At 52.5% G+C, this 19844-nt stretch carries 19 protein-coding genes; 7 read left to right on the top strand and 12 right to left on the bottom strand.

The features are described from left to right. Positions 1–97: 97 nt before the first annotated feature. The 5 genes from NNL21_RS26915 to NNL21_RS26895 form a co-directional block, all read right to left on the bottom strand. The gene (locus NNL21_RS26915) at positions 98–1591 is read right to left on the bottom strand and encodes a CehA/McbA family metallohydrolase (protein ID WP_204821316.1); all 1494 of its coding nucleotides are present in this window, start codon (positions 1589–1591) and stop codon (positions 98–100) included. A 211-nt stretch (positions 1592–1802) separates the two neighbouring features. Next, complete coding sequence (locus tag NNL21_RS26910) at positions 1803–3227, bottom strand: sulfatase family protein (protein ID WP_204821317.1); 1425 nt, start codon at positions 3225–3227, stop codon at positions 1803–1805. 32 nt (positions 3228–3259) lie between these two features. Then, complete coding sequence (locus tag NNL21_RS26905; protein WP_204821318.1) at positions 3260–3559, bottom strand: hypothetical protein; 300 nt, start codon at positions 3557–3559, stop codon at positions 3260–3262. 251 nt (positions 3560–3810) lie between these two features. Then, positions 3811–5205, bottom strand: coding sequence for a DUF5808 domain-containing protein (locus NNL21_RS26900; protein WP_204821319.1), 1395 nt, complete (start codon positions 5203–5205; stop codon positions 3811–3813). A gap of 28 nt (positions 5206–5233) precedes the next feature. Continuing rightward, positions 5234–5623 carry a GntR family transcriptional regulator gene (locus tag NNL21_RS26895; protein ID WP_204821320.1) on the bottom strand — a complete coding sequence of 130 codons (390 nt, stop codon included), beginning with the start codon at positions 5621–5623 and terminating at the stop codon, positions 5234–5236. Positions 5624–5871: 248 nt separating this feature from the next. Here NNL21_RS26895 and vanG point away from each other — a divergent pair, with 248 nt between their 5' ends. The 6 genes from vanG to NNL21_RS26865 are packed head-to-tail and all read left to right on the top strand — an operon-like array spanning position 5872 to position 10568. Beyond that, positions 5872–6933: a D-alanine--D-serine ligase VanG gene (gene vanG / locus NNL21_RS26890; protein WP_204821321.1), complete on the top strand. Its 1062-nt coding sequence runs from the start codon at positions 5872–5874 to the stop codon at positions 6931–6933. Further along, entirely contained in the window at positions 6930–7733 is an 804-nt protein-coding gene (locus NNL21_RS26885) for a D-alanyl-D-alanine carboxypeptidase family protein (protein WP_204821322.1), read from the top strand. Before vanG ends, NNL21_RS26885 begins: the two co-directional genes overlap by 4 nt. Then, entirely contained in the window at positions 7730–8908 is a 1179-nt protein-coding gene (gene vanT, locus NNL21_RS26880) for a serine racemase VanT catalytic subunit (protein ID WP_256555501.1), read from the top strand. The genes NNL21_RS26885 and vanT overlap by 4 nt, the downstream gene beginning before the upstream one ends. A 49-nt stretch (positions 8909–8957) precedes the next feature. Then, positions 8958–9509, top strand: a complete 552-nt coding sequence (locus tag NNL21_RS26875; protein WP_204821446.1) for a phosphodiester glycosidase family protein — start codon at positions 8958–8960, stop codon at positions 9507–9509. Between the two features lie 40 nt (positions 9510–9549). After that, positions 9550–10260 carry a glycosyltransferase family 2 protein gene (locus tag NNL21_RS26870; RefSeq protein ID WP_256555500.1) on the top strand — a complete coding sequence of 237 codons (711 nt, stop codon included), beginning with the start codon at positions 9550–9552 and terminating at the stop codon, positions 10258–10260. After that, a complete protein-coding gene (locus tag NNL21_RS26865; RefSeq protein ID WP_256555499.1) occupies positions 10260–10568 on the top strand; it encodes a GtrA family protein in 309 nt (102 codons plus the stop codon). Before NNL21_RS26870 ends, NNL21_RS26865 begins: the two co-directional genes overlap by 1 nt. Before the next feature lie 27 nt (positions 10569–10595). Here NNL21_RS26865 and ilvD read toward each other — a convergent pair whose 3' ends face one another. Both ilvD and NNL21_RS26855 read right to left on the bottom strand, forming a co-directional pair. Next, positions 10596–12317: a dihydroxy-acid dehydratase gene (gene ilvD, locus NNL21_RS26860; protein WP_204821323.1), complete on the bottom strand. Its 1722-nt coding sequence runs from the start codon at positions 12315–12317 to the stop codon at positions 10596–10598. Next, entirely contained in the window at positions 12314–13828 is a 1515-nt protein-coding gene (locus tag NNL21_RS26855; RefSeq protein ID WP_204821324.1) for a M81 family metallopeptidase, read from the bottom strand. Before NNL21_RS26855 ends, ilvD begins: the two co-directional genes overlap by 4 nt. 217 nt (positions 13829–14045) lie before the next feature. Here NNL21_RS26855 and NNL21_RS26850 point away from each other — a divergent pair, with 217 nt between their 5' ends. Further along, the gene (locus tag NNL21_RS26850) at positions 14046–14681 is read left to right on the top strand and encodes a GntR family transcriptional regulator (RefSeq protein ID WP_204821325.1); all 636 of its coding nucleotides are present in this window, start codon (positions 14046–14048) and stop codon (positions 14679–14681) included. Positions 14682–14770: 89 nt separating this feature from the next. On the opposite strand, the gene NNL21_RS26845 is transcribed toward NNL21_RS26850, so the two are convergent. The 5 genes from NNL21_RS26845 to NNL21_RS26825 all read right to left on the bottom strand — a co-directional run bounded on the left by NNL21_RS26845 (position 14771) and on the right by NNL21_RS26825 (position 19830). Next, a complete protein-coding gene (locus NNL21_RS26845; RefSeq protein WP_204821326.1) occupies positions 14771–15316 on the bottom strand; it encodes a 50S ribosomal protein L25 in 546 nt (181 codons plus the stop codon). 399 nt (positions 15317–15715) lie between these two features. Then, the gene (locus tag NNL21_RS26840; protein ID WP_204821327.1) at positions 15716–16288 is read right to left on the bottom strand and encodes a dihydrofolate reductase family protein; all 573 of its coding nucleotides are present in this window, start codon (positions 16286–16288) and stop codon (positions 15716–15718) included. Between the two features lie 218 nt (positions 16289–16506). Next, positions 16507–17469 carry a hypothetical protein gene (locus tag NNL21_RS26835; protein WP_507176569.1) on the bottom strand — a complete coding sequence of 321 codons (963 nt, stop codon included), beginning with the start codon at positions 17467–17469 and terminating at the stop codon, positions 16507–16509. 331 nt (positions 17470–17800) lie between these two features. Continuing rightward, positions 17801–19135, bottom strand: a complete 1335-nt coding sequence (locus tag NNL21_RS26830) for a HAMP domain-containing sensor histidine kinase (protein ID WP_204821328.1) — start codon at positions 19133–19135, stop codon at positions 17801–17803. A gap of 17 nt (positions 19136–19152) precedes the next feature. After that, positions 19153–19830, bottom strand: coding sequence for a response regulator transcription factor (locus tag NNL21_RS26825; protein WP_204821329.1), 678 nt, complete (start codon positions 19828–19830; stop codon positions 19153–19155). Between the last annotated feature and the right edge of the window lie 14 nt (positions 19831–19844).

Below are 19844 nucleotides of genomic sequence, written 5' to 3'. Positions count from 1 at the left end.
CACGTGAACATTGATCTTGAAATATTAGACCGGCCTAACAGACACTTCGGAAGCACTGCTTGTTGTGCAGACCCCTGCTCACCGTTCATCCCCTAAACTAATTAACGGGCACATCGAACGAAGCCTTCTTGAGCAGCTCGCCCCACGTCCTAATTGTCGTGTTCTTCTGACCGTGGTATACGGGATTCGTGAATGCCAGGAGCTCACCGCCCGCTGTGCGGATTTCAGCCCTCACCCACTCGTACTCTGCCGCTCTCCACTGCAGCTTGAATGCAAACGCACTGTCCTCTTCAGGTATGTCCTGAACCGATGTTTCCGTTCCATTCGTAATGATATGCAGCCTGCCTTGAGCAGCGCCGGTAACAGCAAGGCGGATGTCTACCTCTCCATCAACCGAAGCTGCAACCGCTTCCGTCAAATCGCTTCCGAGCGGATATTCCTCTTCTCCAACTATAACCTTCACATCCAACACCGGTCCGCGCGATACATATACACGGCCTGCTTGCACCGCGGCTAAGATGGCTGCCGGAGATAACCGCTCCGCATAGACATAAGTTCCCGGATCGCCGATCAGCGATGGCGGACTCCCGTCGGAATAAGTTTCCGTGGGCAGCATATGCGAATCGGAGCCGCCGATCCCGGGCAGACGCCAGCCTTCATTCCAAAGCGTACTCCACAGTACGAGTGCCCGCTCTGTCGCGGCCGGGTTCGTCGAATACGTCGGATCATTCCATATTTCCATACAATCTACATTCTCCAGAAGCGTATCTTCATACACCCAGGCCCATGGAGTCAGCATCGGATGGTTGATGGAGCGAAGTCCGCCTCCTTGCCCTACTTCAGCCAGCAGCCGGTTCATTCCTTCACCGGTACCAATGCCTCCATCCGGGGCGTTATAGGTCCAGTTGTACCATTGGCGGACTCCCAGCGCGTTCCAGTGGCCGCTGCCGGACGTATATTCAACGCCTGGAATGACCAGCACGCGGCCTTGAGGCCAGGAGGTGGAGATCAGATTATGATCCGTCGCAACAAAGAAATCGAGCCCCATAATCTCCGCCTGCTCCATATTGCGTTCGGGCGTCATTTTCCCATCCGATAGAACGGTATGCGTATGGAAATCCCCTTTGTACCATCGCGCAGTCTCATCCCGGCATTCATGCCAATCGTATGTATCCAGCTTGTAGTTCTCTACGCCTTCCATCACTTCTGTCCAATAATTCCGCTTGCTTGGCGGGATGCGCCTATCGGGAGGGATGTCTCCAATGCCAGACTTCCATTCGAATGTAAACGTACAGGCCGGTGGCGAGCCTTCCTGATCGACAAACTTAATCTCCCATTCGCCCGCCTCGATCTCTCCGGGAACCCCCAGGAAACTCGTATCCTCATAATTACGATGAATGACAGCCGATCTGCTGTTATTGCAGTTCAAATGAGTAAACCGTACTCTTCCGCTAGGATCGCGAAGGGTAAACGTGCGCCATCCGCCCTCGCCCTCGTATTCGAACGTGAACGTCAACCAATCCGCTGGATCCTCTACGTTAAATAATACAGATGATGGCCTGTCAGTCTTCAAGCTGCCCTCAAGCATCATTTCTTTCGTTCCCTCCCAAGCAACCTCGTTTGTCTGCTCAGAGTATACTTTACATTTCCATCCTTGTATAGATGATTCATGGTAATTACAGGCTTCGATTCTTGCGGAGAAAATAAAGCGACCGCTCACCGGGAATCTCCGGAAAACGGTCGCTGTACACGTCTTTTATAGATGAGCCTGCTTGATAGGATTGGATTGCGTCCTGTACGATCTATTCAAGCCGTGATGGTGATGGAGAAGGCGGGGCCTCGTAAGCTTTCCGTCCCCTTCCGGCATGGCCGGCGAGCTCCAGCTGCCCGAATCCGGTCACAGCTTCCCTTGTGCCGTCCCGGCTTGGGTCGGCATAGCGGGTGAACCAATAATCGAGCCGTTCCTTCAAGGCTGCCCGCTGATCTTCCGCTTCGGGGGCATCAATCAGATTCCGCCGCTCATCCGGATCCTCCGCGAGATGATACAGCTCATGCGGTCCGTATGCATAACGATGGACATACTTCCACTCCTTCGTGCGGATCATGCGGACGGGGCCGTATTCGTCATAGATGACGATATCCTCGCGTCCCGTCCCATCCTCACCGAGCAGCAGCGGCAGGAAGCTGCTCCCGGGCAGTTCGCCTGCCTCCGGATGATCAAGTCCGAGCAGCTCCAGCAAGGTCGGCATCCAATCGTAGCCGCTCACCATCTCATCGCAGACGCGGCCCGCCGGGATTCGCCCGGGTAAGCGAAAAATCGCCGGTACTTTCACCGAAGTGTCATACATGTTGAACGGGAACGTGCCGTTTCCCTTGCCCCAGATGCCATGCTGCCCGCAATTGAAGCCGTTGTCGCTCAAGAAACAGATGAGCGTCTGCTCACGGATGCCCTTCTGCTCCAGCTTGTCGAGAATACGTCCGATCTGCGTATCCATCGCCGTGACGGCCGCGAAGTAGCCCTGTAGATTCCCCCGCTGGTCCTCGTCCCACGGCGCCGTCGGTATCGTCCACGGATGACGGGGCTCCTGCGGACAGCTATCGAATGCGCAGTCCGCATACAGATCCACATATTGCTGCGGATGGCTGTCGATCCACGGGCTATGCGGAGCTGTGTAGTGAACGCCAAGGTAGAAGGGCTCCCCGCCCTGCTGCGCATCAATGAACGAGAGCGCGTCATCGGTGATCACATCGGTCAGATAGCCCGGCTCTTGGATCAGTTCGCCGTCGCGAATCATAGGCGCATCGTAATAAGGCCCTCCGCCTTGCTGGTGAACATACCAATGCGTAAAGCCCTTCTGCGGCGTCCGGCTATCACCGAGATGCCATTTGCCGCTTAGACCCAGGACGTAGCCCGCATCGGCCAGCAGCTCCGTGTAAGCAGTCAGCCCCTGCAGATACTCGATGGGCCGCTCTCCCACGTTGCCGCCCCGAATCCAATCATGCACGCCATGCTGCGACGGAATGCGTCCGGTCAGAAGCGAAGCCCGCGCAGGCGAGCATACCGGAGATGTGCAGAAGAAGCTTGAGAATCGCGTCCCTTCCGCCGCCAGCCGGTCCAGATTGGGCGTATGAATTTCCGGATTGCCCGCGCAGCCCAGCGCCCACGGGCCTTGATCGTCGGCCAGAATAAATACGATGTTCGGCTGCCCCGTCTTCGAGATCGTCATCTTAGCATCCACCCTCTCAGTAAGCCTTATTGTCACTTCTTCTGCGCTTGATGCGCCGCATTGACCGCATCAAGCACCTTGCTGCCGCCTTGTGCCCGCCACTTACCGGGCAGCTCTCCGAGCACGCCGGCCCGGTTCCGCTTCTTCATTCGTCGTGATGCGGACAAGGTTCGGTAATGCTTGATTCGTCGCAATGATGGCGGATTCCTTCGCCCGCTCGATATGTTGTTCCGTTTGCAGCAAATAATTAGAGTCAGCTGCAGCGGCACCAGGCCTTCATCCGAATGCATAAACCCAATAAACTTGGCCGCTATCTCCGGTTCCTTTGGCATGCGTCGTCACGGCGGTGCACCCTTCGATACGCTTAGGAACAAGAGTGAGTATTACCAAGTGATACTTCGGAATATTATGTTTCTAGCCATGCGTGGAGACAGCCACATACCTGGAACCAGTAGGACGATAATCATGATAGTGTCGTACCGAACGCAGTGCTTTCATTGCCCAGAAACGGAACAAGGCAGAAAAATCCACATCCTCACGCGGATGTGGATTTTCTCCGGGACGAACATATGCTGCTCCCCCTCTATGGATTCGGGATACTCTCTACTTGCTTTTGCAGCTGCTCGAATAGCTGTTTAGTTTGAAGCGGATCCTTGTCATTATAAAAAATGTTAGTATCCTCAACCTTCATATAGATATAAGGCGGATTGTTCTTGAACACATACAGCCTTGTTTTCCCTAGCTCCTTCAAACGGAAATGTCCGCGCGCATACTTATCTGTAGCTTCACCATTCGTCTTTATACCCGAAGGCACGTCCTCAACAAGCGTTAATTGCTCGATATCCGCCAGGTCGAAATCAACGGAGTACATCGGATAATTAATTTCGATTCGATGTTCCGGCGTGATGGTGAGGATGGGGGATGTCAATTCCGATCGGACCAGCATAAACGAAACCACGATGAGGAACACGGCTGTCAATCCGACAGACCCCCATACGATCAATTTCCCAACCAACGTCCCTGTATTTATGGTCTCTCCTATCCCGACCCGCTTGGTGACGAAGATGCTCTTATCATCGGGATTATGGTAAGTGAAGCCATTCGCCCAGTATTCATCATCATCGGTGTAGATTGTTTTGCCATCCTGCGCTAATACTTCTTGCTCCAGGGCATTATTTCTACGATATACATACAGAACAAGAGCAATTGGAACGACAGTAAACACCAACACAATCGTCAGCCACACGCCAGACATAGCTGCCTTTTCATTAACAAGGAGTAAGTATAGGAATAGAAAGTGAACATTCTCAATGATCGCCATAAACAGCCAAAGAAATGACAAGGATCTACGGCTTGCCTGATTGATGCTTACATTCACTTCGCTGTTCATGCTGTATACCTTAGCCTTGGTTCTGCGCATATAGAGCGAAACGAGCATGAAGATGACGGTTATGGCCAGTCCCCCGGAGACGACACCGAGGAGATCCTTATTATCGCTTGACACCCACAGCAATAAACCAATCGACATCGTGAACGGAATCAGGAATAGCCACAAGGAAGCCATACGCTGATTCTTTAAACGGGCAACACGCAAATCGCTCTGAATGACGCGCTTCGTACCGACATACCATTCATTCTCACGTTTTAAAGCCAGCGTATCCCGAAAAGCATGGCGAAACGGAATGACCATGACAAAGAAAAAAACGGATAGCCATACAAAGAAATAGATCGTTTGATAAGCAAACCAAGTATGGAGCAGCACAAAAGGAATGAGAAATACCATTGTCCATAAGCTAGCCTGCTTAAACTGCCTGTTGAATCGTGCTTGAATGCTCTGGATCCCGGGATGGTCCATGACATGAGCCGGCAAGGTGACGGCAAACAGCATGCCCTTCTTGTATTTCGCATGCGGCTTATAAGTTACGATTAACGCCGCATAACAGATTAACGCGGTAACGAAAAAAATCGCGGTCAACATACGAATCAATCCTTTTCCATACGAATTGTTAATGCTGGTACTTCATTTGGGCGAAAATCGTAGAACATAAAGCTTGAAATCGGGATTGATCGATCCCTTTAATCGTCGCTTGCGCGATAATGAGCTGCAGCTGTTCCTCTAATTGTGCGGTGTGATTTGAACCATCTTGCGTTTGAGTGCTTCGAGGGCTTACCTTAGCACCGTGCCGCCGATCGATGACAATGTATCCTTCTTGCTTCAATATGGAATAAGCTTTATTAACCGTCATCGTATTTATGCCTAAATCTTCGGCTAATTGGCGAACGGTTGGAAGCTTTTCCTCTGCTGCTAATTCACCGGTTGCAATCCCGATGACGATTTGATTACGCAGTTGTTCATAAAGAGGTGTATCGCTATCTAAATGTATGGAAATAACCATGCGGTCTCTCATCCCCCTTCAAATAACCCGCCAACTAAGTATTATATATATTAATACATATGATACAAAATGTCCATGATACTGGAAAATTTGTACTCACAATCCCCCACTCTTCCAAACACACCAACGTCATATGTGAGGATTTAGTAATCTCCTCTTAATAATTCGTAACTTTTTCTTGTCAAATCGTTCATCTCTGTTCCTTATAATCAATTCTATCTTCGAATCATGAACAGGAGAAACTAAATATGGACATGAAAAATATAGCCGTCTTGTTCGGCGGCAGCTCCACGGAATATGACGTTTCATTGCAATCTGCCGCTTCCGTCATCGATCATCTAAACCCATCCATTTATCATATCATCCTGATTGGCATTACAAGGGAAGGCACCTGGTTGAGGTACAACGGCAACACAGCGGAAATACGCAATGACCGTTGGCATACGCACGCCAGCTGTATCCCTGCCTTCATCTCACCCAGCAAGAATGCGGGCGGCATTATTGAACTGACCGGCACGGAATATCGCACCACTCCCGTAGATGTCGTATTCCCCGTCCTTCATGGCAAGAACGGAGAGGACGGGACTGTGCAAGGCTTGCTTGAGCTGTCCGGCATTCCCTTTGTCGGCTGCGGTACCTTATCGTCGGCGATATGCATGGACAAGGGGATCGCCAGTCAGCTGGTTCGGGCAGCGGGCGTTGACACGGCGCCTTCGGTTACGGTATTCGAAGGCGATGATCTTGATTCGGCTGTCAACGAGGCAGAGAAGCTGGGTTTTCCCATGTACATTAAACCTTCCAGATCAGGTTCTTCATTCGGCATCACGAAAGCCTATAATAAGCTGGAGCTAACGCATGGGGTACAAGCCGCCTTCTTGCATGATCAGAAGGTCATTATTGAGCAGAATATTGCTGGATTTGAGGTTGGCTGCGCCGTATTAGGGCATTCCGAGCCTATCACAGCCGAGGTCGATGAGATTGAACTGACGGGTGAGTTCTTCGACTACGAGGAGAAGTATTCGCTCCGCTCGTCGAAGATCCACCTGCCTGCGAGAATAGATGCCAAGACCGCCGCCAAGGTGAAGGAGACCGCCCGCCTGATCTATAAGACGCTGGGCTGCAGCGGTCTTGCCCGGGTAGACATGTTCCTTACGGAAGATGGGCGAATCGTATTTAACGAGATTAATACCATGCCAGGGTTCACGGCCGCAAGCCGGTATCCAAACATGATGCGATATAGCGATATTACGTATCCCCTGTTAATGGACCGGCTTATCGAGCTTGCTGCCGCAAAGGAGCTGCACAGATGAGACATGCAGACCACGAGATCAGATTGAACCGCGAGATGATGCACAGCGGTCACTTAATATTGGTCAATCGGGATTATCCTGTAGCGGAGCATCATCAAGCCTCCCTTGTGCCGATTGCGACGATTCAGCAAGCCGGCACAGAGGAGCAAGATATTCGCTTGGATCAGACTGGTTACCGACAGTTGAGCGCCTTATTAGAGGCTTGCCAGGCCATCGACAGCATCGGAATCGTGAGCGGCTATCGCACGCGTGCACAGCAGCAGCATATTTACAGTACTTCCTTGGCAGCGCATGGGGCAGCATTCACAGCAAACTATGTAGCGCGGCCGAATGAAAGTGAGCATCAAACCGGTCTCGCTGTTGATGTGGGGCAGCTGCTCGAAGAGGATGTCGATTATTTATGTCCTTCCTTTCCTGACCATGGCGTGTATGCCTTGTTCAAGCAGAAGGCTGCGGAATACGGCTTTATCCAACGATATAAGGAAGGCAAGCAGCCGGTCACGAACATCGCATGCGAGCCCTGGCATTATCGCTATGTCGGCGTTCCGCATTCCATCATTATGGAGCAATACGATATGTGTTTGGAAGAATATATCGCCTACATGGAGCAGTTCACCTTCGAAGGCTCGCATCTTTATATGAAGATCAAGAATCGGCTCATTGAGATGTACATGATCAAAGCGGAGCACGACGTGACATTGATCCCCATCCGGCGTGGATCCTGTTATGAATGGTCGGGCAATAATAAGGATGGATTTATCGTGACAATCTGCCATGATCACGAGAAGGGGTTCCAGTGATCCGGCTGCTGCAGGCTGCCCTGCTGTTCCGTGTAAGAACCAAACCCGCCACGCCTTCCGTACACCGGGCCTGGGTGGAAATAAACCTGAATCACCTGGAGCATAATTTGCTGGCGTTAAAGCAGGCGCTTCCCTCCCGCTGTTTAATTATGGCGGTCGTGAAGGCCAATGCTTATGGACACGGCAGCGCACCCGTCGCGCAGTTTCTGAACCGCATAGGCGTTAATCACTTTGCCGTCGCCGAGATTGAGGAAGGGATTGAGCTGCGCAAGCATGGCGTAAAGGGTGAGATTCTAATCTTAAGCTATACCTCGCCAGGACGCGTCCATGATCTGTCACGTTATAGACTGACGCAAACGATTGTCAGTGCCGAACATGGACAAGCATTGAATCAATGCGGACGCAAGCTCAAGGTACATGTGAAGATTGACACCGGCATGAACCGATTGGGTGAGCCTTATGTGAACATTCAAGCGATTAGGTCTTGTTATGAATATGAGCACCTGCACGTAACGGGAACATTCAGCCACTTGTCCGTATCCGACCGTGTAGAACCCGAGCAGACGGCATTCACGAATATGCAGGTGGATCGTTTCATGAATGTCATCCAACAGATAAAGGCGGCTGGCCATAACCCTGGCGATATTCATATCCAGAGCAGCTATGGCATATTGAATTATCCCATGATTGATTGCGATCTTGCGCGTCCAGGCATTGCGCTCTATGGCCTTCTAAGCAAGGAAGACGATCTGAACCTTATGCAGGTGAAGCTGCGCCCCGCCCTTTCCCTCAAGGCCACAGTAGCACAAGTGAAGGACGTACGCGCCCATTGTCCAATCGGTTATGGACATAAATTCATTCCTTCGCATGATATTCGGATTGCAGCCCTTACGATTGGCTACGCAGACGGCGTTCCGAAGACATTAGCAGACCGTGGCGGTTATGTTCTCATCCGCGGCCAACGGGCGCGAATCGTCGGGAATATCTGCATGGATCAACTCATGGTCGATGTCACCTCGATCGAAGGGGTGGAGCACGGAGATACGGCTACGCTTATTGGACAAGACGGTGCGGAAGTCATTACAGCGTGTCAGTTCGCCAAGCGATGCGGAACGGTGACCAATGAAATCGTCAGCCGCATCGGAAGCCGGGTAGCCCGGGTTTACACATCTTGATCTTCATACAGCAAGCAGGTAAAGACCTTCCTACCAAGGGGGTCCTTACCTGCTTTTTTTAGCCATTAACGGCGATTATTACGGTTTCCGCAGCAATGGCGTCGTTATTCGCAACGGCACGGTGTACCGAGATGATCCTGCCCGCGATGAGCTGGCTTTGTTCGAGGATGGAACCATGCAGTCCTTCGATGAACGGCAGACCTCTTCCTCCTCCTTGCTAGAGCAGGGCGCGACCAACACGTTCTCGTTCGGCCCCGTTCTCGTGAAGAACGGCGAGGTGATCGATAATTTTGACCACGTAGAGATCGATACGAATTTTGGCAACCGCTCGATTCAACGCTCCAATCCTAGAACCGGGATCGGCATGATTGCCCCTAATCACTTTCTGTTCATCGTTGTTGACGGCCGCATGGAGAACTACAGCCGGGGAATGACTTTAGCTGAATTTGCTCAGCTGTTCAAGGAGCTCGGTGCTGCCGAGGCCTATAACCTGGATAGGGGCGATTCATCCACGATGTACTTCATGGGACGAGTCGTGAACAATACTCTTGGCAAGAATCGGGAACGGGGAACTAGCGATATCCTCTATATACCGGAATAGGCGTCCTGATAGACCGTGAATACCAAGGAGGTTGACTAACGTGACCATACTCATCCCCTCCTATGAACCGGATGAAAGGTTAATAGGATTAGTCCATCATATTCAGGCCATTAGCAGCTGTTCCATACTTGTTATCGATGACGGAAGCGGAGAGGGTTATCGTGACATCTTTAACGCCGTGAGAGAAGCCGGGTGTACCGTCTTAACGCATTCCCGCAATCAAGGCAAAGGCCGCGCGTTGAAAACAGGCTTCGCCTATATCCGGCAAATCGGGGAAACAGACGGCGTAGTGTGCGCCGATAGTGACGGGCAGCATCTGCCTAAGGATATTATGAGCATCGCTCATGCCGTGAATGAGCATCGCCATCATATCATTCTGGGCAGCAGGCGGTTTACGGGCAAGGTTCCCATGCGCAGCCGCTTCGGCAATGCAGTCACCCGAATGGTGTATTCCTTCTCAACGGGAACCCCGATTCAAGACACTCAGACCGGGCTTCGCGGCTATTCGGCCGATATGCTGGACTGGCTATGCGGTATTCCGGGGGAACGATTCGAGTACGAAATGAACATGCTGCTTGAAGCCAAGGCTGCTGGATATGCTTTGCTTGAGGTCCCTATTGAAACGGTGTATCTCCAGCGAATCAATCATCGCATTTTCGGCCGCTGGCCGATTCCGCCAGAGTCTACTACCCCTTTGTTAAATTCGGCGCTTCCTCCGGTTGTGCCGCCATACTTGACTTCGTCTTGCTGATGCTCCTTCAATTCATAAGCGCAAATTTATTTATATCCGTCGTCGGAGCGAGAATTTGCAGTTCCATCTTTAATTACACCATGAACCGGAAATTTGTGTTTGCCGACGGTAACGGGGCATCGATTCGAAAATCTCTGCCCCGTTACTTTACCCTCGTTATCATCATTGTCCTGTTCAATTACGGACTCATGCATGTCTTTCATGAGAGACTCGACATTCCGCTGATCGCCGCTAAGCTGTTTACGGAAGGCTCTTTATTTGTTTTCAGTTACTGGGCACAGCGCAAATTTGTATATGATGAGGATTGAGCTCGAGCTCCTATAGGCCTGACATTCTTACAAGTTGCAGGATCCGCCCTCTAGAGCAGGCCGAGCCAACGCGGTATACTGCCGCAGCACGCCCTTGTGCGAGATGACCGGTTTCTCCCAGCGGCTCAACCGCTCCGCAATCACATCCGCCATCTCCAATGCCGTCCGCTGGATGCCAGCGGTTCCAACAATGTCGATCGTCCGGTTCGGGATATCGATGCGAACCAGATCGCCGTCCTGGACGATCGCGACCGGTCCTCCATCTAGCGCCTCCGGCCCCAGATAGCCGACGCAAGGGCCGCGGGTAGCACCGGAGAACCGCCCGTCCGTCACGAGCGACGTCGTGCGCGACAATACCGGGTCCGAGGCGATTAACTCGGACATGAAGAACATCTCCGGCATGCCGGTCGCTCTTGGCCCTTGGTAGCGGAGAATGACGACATCGCCCGGCTCGATCTTCCTGGCGGTAAGCGCATCGACGGCCTCCCGTTCGCTATCGAACACTTTAACCGGGCCTTGATGCACCATCATCTCTGCCGCAACAGCCGACTTCTTGATTGTCGCACCTGCCGGCGCCAAGTTGCCCTTCAGCACCGCGAGCGAGCCCTCCGGCTTGAGCGGCTTCTTCATCGGATAGATGACATCTCTGCGGTTCAGCTTATAGTTGGCAAGGAACATCTCAGCAAATCGCGGCATTTCGCTTCTCCGGTACGTTTCCAGGTTTTCCGCCACCGTCTTGCCCGTCGCCGTGAGCGCATCCAGATGCAAATAATCGCGAAGCTCCTCCATCACGGCAGGTACACCGCCCGCATACCAGAACAGCTCAGTCGGGTATTTGCCCGCCGTCTTCGTATCTACGAGCACCGGAATACGGCGGTGGATATCGTCGAGCTCTTCCGCGCGCAGGACAATTCCTGCCTCCCGTGCTATTGCGATCAAGTGCATGACGGCGTTCAGCGAGCCGCCGATCGCCGAATGAATCATGATCGCATTCTCGAACGCCTGCCTCGTCAATATACGCGACGGCCGTATATCCTCCTCGACAAGCCGCATGACCTGTCTGCCTGCCTCGCGGGCGGCGCGCCGGATCTCCGCATTCGTTGCAGGAATAAGCGCCGTCCATGGCAGGGCCAGGCCAAGCGCCTCGGCCATGACCTGCATCGTCGCCGCCGTGCCCATGTACTGGCATGCGCCGCAGGTTGGGCAGCACGAGCGTTGAAACGCCAGGAACTCCTCTTTGGTCATCTTATTCTGCTCGACTTCCACGCTCATGTGCCATAGCTCTTCGTTGGAACGCAGGCATGGCCCCGCTCCCATCGCCCCGCCCGGCACGTGAATGGCCGGAATATCGAGCCGGGCAATCGCCATCAGATGGGCCGGGACCGCCTTGTCACCCGCTGAAGTAAGCACCATCGCGTCGAATGGCGTAGCCAGTGCATGGATTTCCACCATCGAGGCAATCATGTCGCGCGACAGCAGGGAATAATGCATACCATCATGCGCCTGTGCGACGCCATCACAGATGTCGGTCGTCGTATAGACGGCAGGCTTGCCGCCTGCTTGGAACACGCCCTTCTCCATCTCACCGACCAGCTCACCCAGATGATAGGAGCTCGGATGGCTTGCCCCCTGTGTACTTTCGACGAGCACCTGCACACGATCCAGGTCGTCAACCGACCAGTCCATCGACATGCGAAGCGCGTCCCCTTCGAAGCTTATCTTTCGGACCTTCTGACTTTGCAAACTCATGACCGATTATTCCCCCAGTTGAAATGATCATCGAATGGATACATAGGACGTTCAATTTTACGGAACGGCAGCTTTCGCAAATTAGCCGAGCTGCTTCCCGGCGTGTCCAGAATATAGATGCGGCCGGTGATCGACTCATAATCGGCCCGGAATTGATTAGCGGACTTGACCAGCACAAGGTCCGCCTCTTGCGGCTCCAGCCCTACAGAGCGGTACATCGCCGGATCGCCGGTAAATACGGGCTGCGTCTGCAGCAGTACATCAATGGTACCGGTCCGAAGCACAACGCAGCGCCCCATATTCCCGACCGAGCCCGGTGCAGTGCCTCCCGAGAACTCGAACTTGCCTTCGCCGATATGCATCACTTTGCCGCTGATATTCATCGGCTCACCGTGCGAGCGGTCGGAATTGAGCGTGTACCCAACGGTCAGCTCCACCTCCGCTCCAAGACCGGCTTCAATCGCCTTCGCTACCGCCGGTGCGTCAACCATGGACAGCAGGCAGGTTAATTTACTCTCGACGCCCAGCTCCAGCAGCCGTTTCAACACGGCATTACTGTCACCTGTCGAGCCTGCACCGGGGCTGTCTGCCGAATCCGAAATGACGAACGGCTCGCCGCATCCTTGTCCCTGAAGTGCAAGCTCCACGGCTTCATCGACCGAATACAGACGCACGTCGAATTCATGCCGCTTATCCCACATCGCCTGAGCCAATCGATCGGCTTCCCGCTCCGCCTTCTCCCAGTCATCGCCGACCACGACGACCGCGGATCCGAACTCCTCGATATCGAGCCAGGGCTGAACCGGAAACAAGGACGTGACCAGCGAATCCCCCCGACGCTCTCCCGCCGCCGCTTCGTTCCACAGCTCGCCGCACGGTCCGCTGTGGAATTGACTGTTCTCCGCGGGCACAACCATCGGAATTTTACGCATGGAGATATGAGGCTTCACCTCGCCCCGCAGCGTGGAGATTAACAGACGGGCCGCCCGCTGCCCGACTTCGCGAAAATCAACATGCGGATACGTGCGGTAACCGACGATCCCGCTTACCGCCTGCACGATCTTCCGCGTTATATTGGCGTGCGCATCCAGTGTAATGATCAGCGGCACCTGATCGCCGATCTCCTTGCGTATGACGGCAATCAGTTCCCCGTCTGCATCGTCGCAGCCTTCCGCCACCATCGCACCATGAAAGGCGAAGATCGCTGCATCGATCAATCCTCCGCTTGCTGCCAGCGACTCGCGCACCTTCAAGGCCAGCAGCTCCTTCAGCTCGGTGAACGCCTCCCCTCGGAACGAGCCGGAGGATACCGCCGAGCAGAACAGGGTCGGGACAAGCTCCGCGCCCTCCTCCTTGGCCACATCGTAGAAGCCCCGTACCTCATTAACCACCTTCAACTGCTCCAATTGCTCCCCGACGGCAAAGCAAAGCTGGCGGAAATCATCCATCGTGCTCTTCTTTGAACTGAATGTATTGCTCTCCTGCAGGATGCCTCCTGTCAAAATACGCATGCCGAATCCTCCCCATGTCGATTCGCTGATTCGCAATACTCACCGATATATCATTACAGTTCTGATACTACCAGCATTTCACTTCATGTCAACTGGTTTTTTAATATTGTTAACAATATTTTAAAACCATTCGTTATTAAATTGTTTTCGTTCTCTCTCTCGTGCTACTATGTAACTGTATCGGGACCTGTTACGGTCTCAACCAGGAGGCCATGGAATGAGCTCATTTATGTTTAATCCACAAAGCAATATCTCACTGCGGGAGAAAGTCATTCACGATATAAGAAGCGCTATTCTAAGAGGACACATCAAACCCGGGGAGCGGCTGAAGGAAAGTGACATCGCCGATCAAATGGGGGTCAGCAGAGGACCGGTACGCGAAGCGATCCGCCAGCTGGAGCGGGAGGGCTTGATCATTTCCCCCCCATATCGCGAGACTGTGGTCGTCGATCTGGACGCGGATGAAATTCGCGAATTTCTGATTCCGATCCGGTATCATCTGGAATCGACCGTTATCAAGAAATATATGCATCTTATGGACGAACCTTTCTTCGACCGCTTGCAGGGCATTGTTGATGAAATGGGCAAGCCGCTGCGAAGTCCTGAAATCTATCCCTTGGTGGAATTGGATCTGTCCTTCCATGAATCCATCATCCATCTTGCAGCAGAACGGACGGTGCAGACGATGTGGCAAAGCATCTCGCATCATATCAAACTGCATTTCAACAAGAACACCGAAGACTACGATAGAGAGAATTTCGTTCAAGACCACGCACTTTTGCTGAGCACGCTGCGGACCAAGGATCTGGGGCGGATTCAACAGGACTTATTAGCTCATATGAACTTGTTCTGAGCATAAGAAAAGACGAGAATTCCCAAGCCATGACTGCGGCTAAGGTTTCTCGTCTTGTATGGGGTTCGGGTGCCCGAATGCTCGGCCTATTAAGGCTTTACGACCGAAGCAAGCGACTCATTGACGCCGGAAACAACCGTTACTTCCTGCGGCAGCTTCAAGTCCTTCACGTACACGGATTCACCGATAATCATATCGCTTATGTCAACTTCGATGGCCGCGTGCAAATGTCTAGGCAGCGCCTCCACCTCGATAAACTCGCTCTGAATTTGCACAACCCCGCCTTGCTTTGTGCCTGCCGGCGTACCTTTAAACTTAACCGCAATCTTCGTGCGTACGATCTCGTCCTTCTGCACGCGCTGAAAATCAACGTGAACCAAATCCCGCGTGACCGGGTGCCGCTGGAGATCCTCCAACAGGACGGATAAGGAATCCCCTCCATCAAACTGAAGCTCGATCAAGCTGGAGTCCCCTTGCTTTAACCATTTTTGAAAATCGATATTGGAAATATGAATCATGGCATTCTCTATATTTCGCCCGAATACAACGCCCGGCAGCCGGCCGGACTGACGCAGATTACGAAGTCCCGATGTATTTAAAGGCATGCGTTTCTCCGCTTGAATATAAGTTGTCATCGTTAACTAGCTCCTCTTCATTAAATAATCGTTGTCTGCTATTCATAGTCGCTGGATCGTCCCCGAATGGGGATACAGGGGGAAACATAGCATCACCACCTCCACGTTCTACTAAATTGAGCGCAAGACATTTAATGTAAAAAGCCTGTAGATATGCGCGAAGGCACCCCACTCGAGAAGAGTGGAATGCCTATAGGTTAAACCACACCATATCATAGAACCATCACTTTGTCGATCTATATAAGGATTAGCATTCAATCAGCGCTTAAATGGGATGATGTTAACTCCGCCCAGAAAACCGTTCATCCGTCCCATCCCATATTTGCTGACGTCCCCATCTTCGCTTGCACAATGGTGATGGAGACGTCATCGGTTGGATGAATTAAGATAGCTTAATTGTTAATGGCCTATCTCGGGCTGGTAGATGTGAATTGCGACACCCGTGCTTAACGTTTTGACATCCATAAGGCGCATAGCAGCCTTCTCGCTCCCCTCTCTGAACAGTCGTTGTCCGCGACCTAAGATCATGGGGTGAACCCAGAGCCGGTATTCGTCGATGAGATGATGCTTCATCAGCGTTTGTGCAAGATCGCCGCTGCCTACGACCAGTAAGTCTCCGCTGAACTCATGTTTAAGCTTCGCCGTTTCTTCCGCCGCCTCGCCATGGATGATTGTGGCATTCCACTCCGCATGGCTCAGGGTTCTTGAAGCCACGAACTTCGACATGCTGTTCATCCGATCGGCCAGCCCTCGCATGCCGGTCGCTGACGGCCATGTTGCCGCGAAGCTCTCGTAAGTTTTACGCCCCAGGAGGAGCGCTTCAACCGCGAGGGCCTGCTCGACAATGAGAGCCAGGTGCTCCTCGCCAACATATGGCCGCTGCCAGCCCCCATACTCGAATTCATAGAGATCGCCCGGTGCCTGCATGACGCCATCCAGTGTAATGAACTGCTGCATGATGATTTTTCCCAATTTTTTTACCCGTCCTTTCGTGTCGTGCGATCGATTCCGAACGCTGCATATCTCCCAGACGTCCTTCATCCAGGGTCAGCTGATCTTCACCACTATAAAGACAACGAACGGGAGAAGGGTTAATCGACATCTCTGCCACTCTTTCTGCGGCAATTTTGAATATGGTGATATAAACCGAGTTCCAACCCAGGACCCCTGAAGTTAGTGCAAACGGATCCTCAGGGCTTGCCGCGAAGAGTTTGCCGGCGATCGTGCAGTACCAGCAGGATGATCATGACCATCATTACGCCCAGCACGGTGCCGGCCTCTGTGGTCAGGACCCGTGGCAGCGGGTACTCCGGGGAAGACTCAGAATCGTTGCGTATGGCGGAGAAGAGATTGTATGAGAACAGCATACCCGACGAAATCCATGCTGCCACCATCGGTGGAAGGAAACTCCGCGACCCGCGGCGGCAGATCAGCACCAGCAAACCCCACGCCCCTGCCAAAGCCCATGCACCGGTACTCAATGTCAGTAGATGCCACCACACATCGCGGTCATTCAGCCTGTCCGGGTGGATACCGAGGGTACCGCCTGCCGCCCAGTACATCTTGATGACACCCAGCATTATGCAGCCGGCTGCGATGAGTCTGCCTAAGGTGATCTGCAAATTCCGGGTGTGTCCCGGCAATTCCATGTCGGTCGGACCGCTAAGCGCCTCCGGCCACCGCGCTTTGGTATATCCCGCCAAGGCGAGCGGCAGGAAAATACCGACCCCAATCAGCGAAACCATGACGAAGATCTGTTCGTAGGCCCAGATGTCGGCTGCGCCGGCCGCCATGTCCCGAGACATGGCGGCCGGTCCGAGCACCGGTGCCAGCAACAGCATCGGAACGAGCAGACCGGTGCCTACCCACACTGGGAGGGCAACCAGCCATGCGGGTAGGCGTTCACCCCACGGCCTGCTAAATGCCAGCGCCAGCAGGATGCCGACCATAGCGAGAACAGCAGTTGCTGCGTTGATCGCGCGCCAACTAGCATCGCCCATTTGCTCGGTGGGAATGAAGAGACCGAACGTCCAGGCGATTTTAATCAGAAGATACGGCATCACCGCTATGGCGGCGCCATAACCGCAAAATCTACGCATCTTCATCCATTGCGGGGCAGACCGCTCCGACGTTACCTTCATATCGTACTGCATGTTATCTTACCTCCTTAAACCGCCGAAGCGGTCAGATCGTTCTCCACTCAATTCCTTCTAATAGATTCACCCTTAATCCAAATGTACCGCTCAATGCAAAGTAAACATGCGGGTGACATCCATTAGAGGATAGGCGAACGCAGCATAACCATAACCTGCAAAACGTCCTTGATCTACTTTCATATTCTGATCACCTATACCCCATTCTATTTCATTTATCGAAAAGTAAAGTGACCTCAAGTTTAAGTTTAGGTTAAATTGTTTTATCCGGAAGTTGTTAGAGCCCACGATCCAAATGGAATATTTATTAAAAAAAGAAACCGCACGCAAGTCATCTAAGATGACCACGCTGCAGCTTCTTTTCCGGCCATATATAAAATGAACTACCGTTTGCGCAGGATTCCAGTTCCCACTGCATGCCCATCTCCCTGGCCATCATCGAAATGATGGACAAACCGATCCCCGCGCCTTTTTCAGGTGACTCGCCGGAGGTACCGGGACCTTTGTCTTGAATGACAAGCATCGACTGCCCCTTTAATTCAACGATTTTAATAGCTATGTACCGACCCTTCCCAGCATGACGCACCACGTTCTGAAACACATTGTCAAGGATCCGGTTAAACCACAGCGGATCGGCAACCCATCTCAGCGGCCGCTCAGGAAGCTCAACAAGGACCTCAAAGCCTTTGCTTTCGAATACCGGATACCATTCGGCTACTCTGTTCCTGATTTCTTCAGCTATATCGATCGTTTGCACATGCAGCGGATACTTCCCCGCGGACAACAGTGTGTACGAAAGAAGGTTATCCATCAGCTTGCTCACTTCTTCCAGCTTGTGATCGATTACGTCAAGCGAAGCCTGTCCCTGGGAGGAAGCAGGGGCTTTCCGAACAGTATGGGTATGCTGCCGGATCACGGTCAGCGGCGTCCTGAGATCGTGAGAAATATTCGAAATGAGCTGCTTGCGCAGCTCCTCCTCCTTCCTCTCCCGGTTGCGGCTGTCCTTAAGCTCTCGTACCATCCGATTAAATGCCCCTTCGAGTTCTCCGATTTCGTCGTCCTTGCTTATGGTGACCTCATCCGGAATATCCTTCAGCCTGTTTACTGTCATCGCTGATTGAAGCCTGATGAGTCTTCTGCGAAGACGAACGAAGAAGTGCCACGACAGCACGAAAAAGGACAGATAGATTACGAAGAACAGAAGAACGAGCAGCGCGTTTCTCGATAGCGTCATTTCTGCCGACAGAATATGGGATTCGGGGAGCTGAATCACCATAACCCCCTGCTTCGGATCGTTTCCGATGAGTGACGATACGGCAAACGTCTCATGTTCACGGTGTTGTGCCCAAAATGAAAGAGCATCCTCATATGTCCACTGCTCGGGTATATCCGACGGGCGGTCCATGACAGCATATTTCTTCCCCGACGGGTCCACCCAGAACATCTCAGCATCCGGATAGTCTTCGTTCAACTTGTCTAGCCTTTCCTGTATCTTATCCCTACTAGCACCGTCCAGCTTGACTGCTTCTTGCCGCCACATGCGGCTGATCTCCTCCGGAACATACAGCGAATGCTCCCTGAATAAATAGACCGGCATATAAAACATCGCCGGAATGACCGGCCATAGAAGCAAGGCGGTCAAAATAAGGATCAGGTATTTCCTCATTAAAGAGCCTCGGATTCTCATGATCGCACCCGATATCCGACGCCACGGATGGTCTCGATAATTTGGGGGGAACCGGAATCCAACTCGATCTTCTCTCGCAGATGCCGGATATGCACCGTCAGCGTCTTATCTCCATCCAAATGCGGCTCGCCCCAAACAGCTTCATAAATCTGTTTCTGGGTCAATATGTGATTCAGATGATCCAGGAAATACATGAATATATGGAACTGCTTACCTGTAAGTATAATCTCTTCCCTGGTTTCGGAATTCCATAAACGGTTTTCTTTCCGGTCGATCATTAAATGTCGGATCTGAAGCTGTTCCGTTTCCGTAGCGCCGATACGCCTGAGGAGGACTTGGATGCGGGCAGCCAGCTCATCCGGATGAAACGGCTTCGTAATGTAATCATCGGCAAAAGACAAGCCTGTAAGCTTATCCTCGATTGCGGTTCTGGCCGTAAGCATCAGGATGGGCATAGCGGGATTGATCCGTTTTAGCCGCTGACCAATCGTGAATCCGTCCAGCCCCGGAAGCATAATGTCCAAAAGGACCAAATCGCAGCGCTCAATTGCTTCCTCCGCATTATGGCCCGAAGTCTTCCAGATCACCTCATAGCCTTGCCCGATTAAAAAGTCCCTGGACCAGGAACCGATCTCCTGATCGTCTTCAATGTACAAGATGGTATATGTTCTCATCGAATTAGACCCCT

Origin of the sequence: Paenibacillus mendelii, from assembly GCF_024498075.1 — a bacterium.
In the GTDB taxonomy this organism is placed as follows: Bacteria; Bacillota; Bacilli; order Paenibacillales; family Paenibacillaceae; genus Paenibacillus_Z; species Paenibacillus_Z mendelii.
Note: the sequence above shows the minus strand (reverse complement) of the source record. Positions and strands in the feature narration are given on the sequence as shown.

What these genes read in the sequence shown, in the direction of transcription:
- NNL21_RS26845 (WP_204821326.1), bottom strand. Translation starts at nt 15,316, where the DNA reads ATGACAACTTATATTCAAGCGGAGAAACGCATGCCTTTAAATACATCG.
- NNL21_RS26885 (WP_204821322.1), top strand. Translation starts at nt 6,930, where the DNA reads ATGAGACATGCAGACCACGAGATCAGATTGAACCGCGAGATGATGCAC.
- NNL21_RS26850 (WP_204821325.1), top strand. Translation starts at nt 14,046, where the DNA reads ATGAGCTCATTTATGTTTAATCCACAAAGCAATATCTCACTGCGGGAG.
- NNL21_RS26915 (WP_204821316.1), bottom strand. Translation starts at nt 1,591, where the DNA reads ATGATGCTTGAGGGCAGCTTGAAGACTGACAGGCCATCATCTGTATTA.
- NNL21_RS26830 (WP_204821328.1), bottom strand. Translation starts at nt 19,135, where the DNA reads ATGAGGAAATACCTGATCCTTATTTTGACCGCCTTGCTTCTATGGCCG.
- NNL21_RS26905 (WP_204821318.1), bottom strand. Translation starts at nt 3,559, where the DNA reads ATGCCAAAGGAACCGGAGATAGCGGCCAAGTTTATTGGGTTTATGCAT.
- NNL21_RS26865 (WP_256555499.1), top strand. Translation starts at nt 10,260, where the DNA reads ATGCTCCTTCAATTCATAAGCGCAAATTTATTTATATCCGTCGTCGGA.
- NNL21_RS26825 (WP_204821329.1), bottom strand. Translation starts at nt 19,830, where the DNA reads ATGAGAACATATACCATCTTGTACATTGAAGACGATCAGGAGATCGGT.
- NNL21_RS26835 (WP_507176569.1), bottom strand. Translation starts at nt 17,469, where the DNA reads ATGCAGTACGATATGAAGGTAACGTCGGAGCGGTCTGCCCCGCAATGG.
- NNL21_RS26900 (WP_204821319.1), bottom strand. Translation starts at nt 5,205, where the DNA reads ATGTTGACCGCGATTTTTTTCGTTACCGCGTTAATCTGTTATGCGGCG.
- NNL21_RS26910 (WP_204821317.1), bottom strand. Translation starts at nt 3,227, where the DNA reads ATGACGATCTCGAAGACGGGGCAGCCGAACATCGTATTTATTCTGGCC.
- ilvD (WP_204821323.1), bottom strand. Translation starts at nt 12,317, where the DNA reads ATGAGTTTGCAAAGTCAGAAGGTCCGAAAGATAAGCTTCGAAGGGGAC.
- NNL21_RS26855 (WP_204821324.1), bottom strand. Translation starts at nt 13,828, where the DNA reads ATGCGTATTTTGACAGGAGGCATCCTGCAGGAGAGCAATACATTCAGT.
- vanG (WP_204821321.1), top strand. Translation starts at nt 5,872, where the DNA reads ATGGACATGAAAAATATAGCCGTCTTGTTCGGCGGCAGCTCCACGGAA.
- NNL21_RS26895 (WP_204821320.1), bottom strand. Translation starts at nt 5,623, where the DNA reads ATGGTTATTTCCATACATTTAGATAGCGATACACCTCTTTATGAACAA.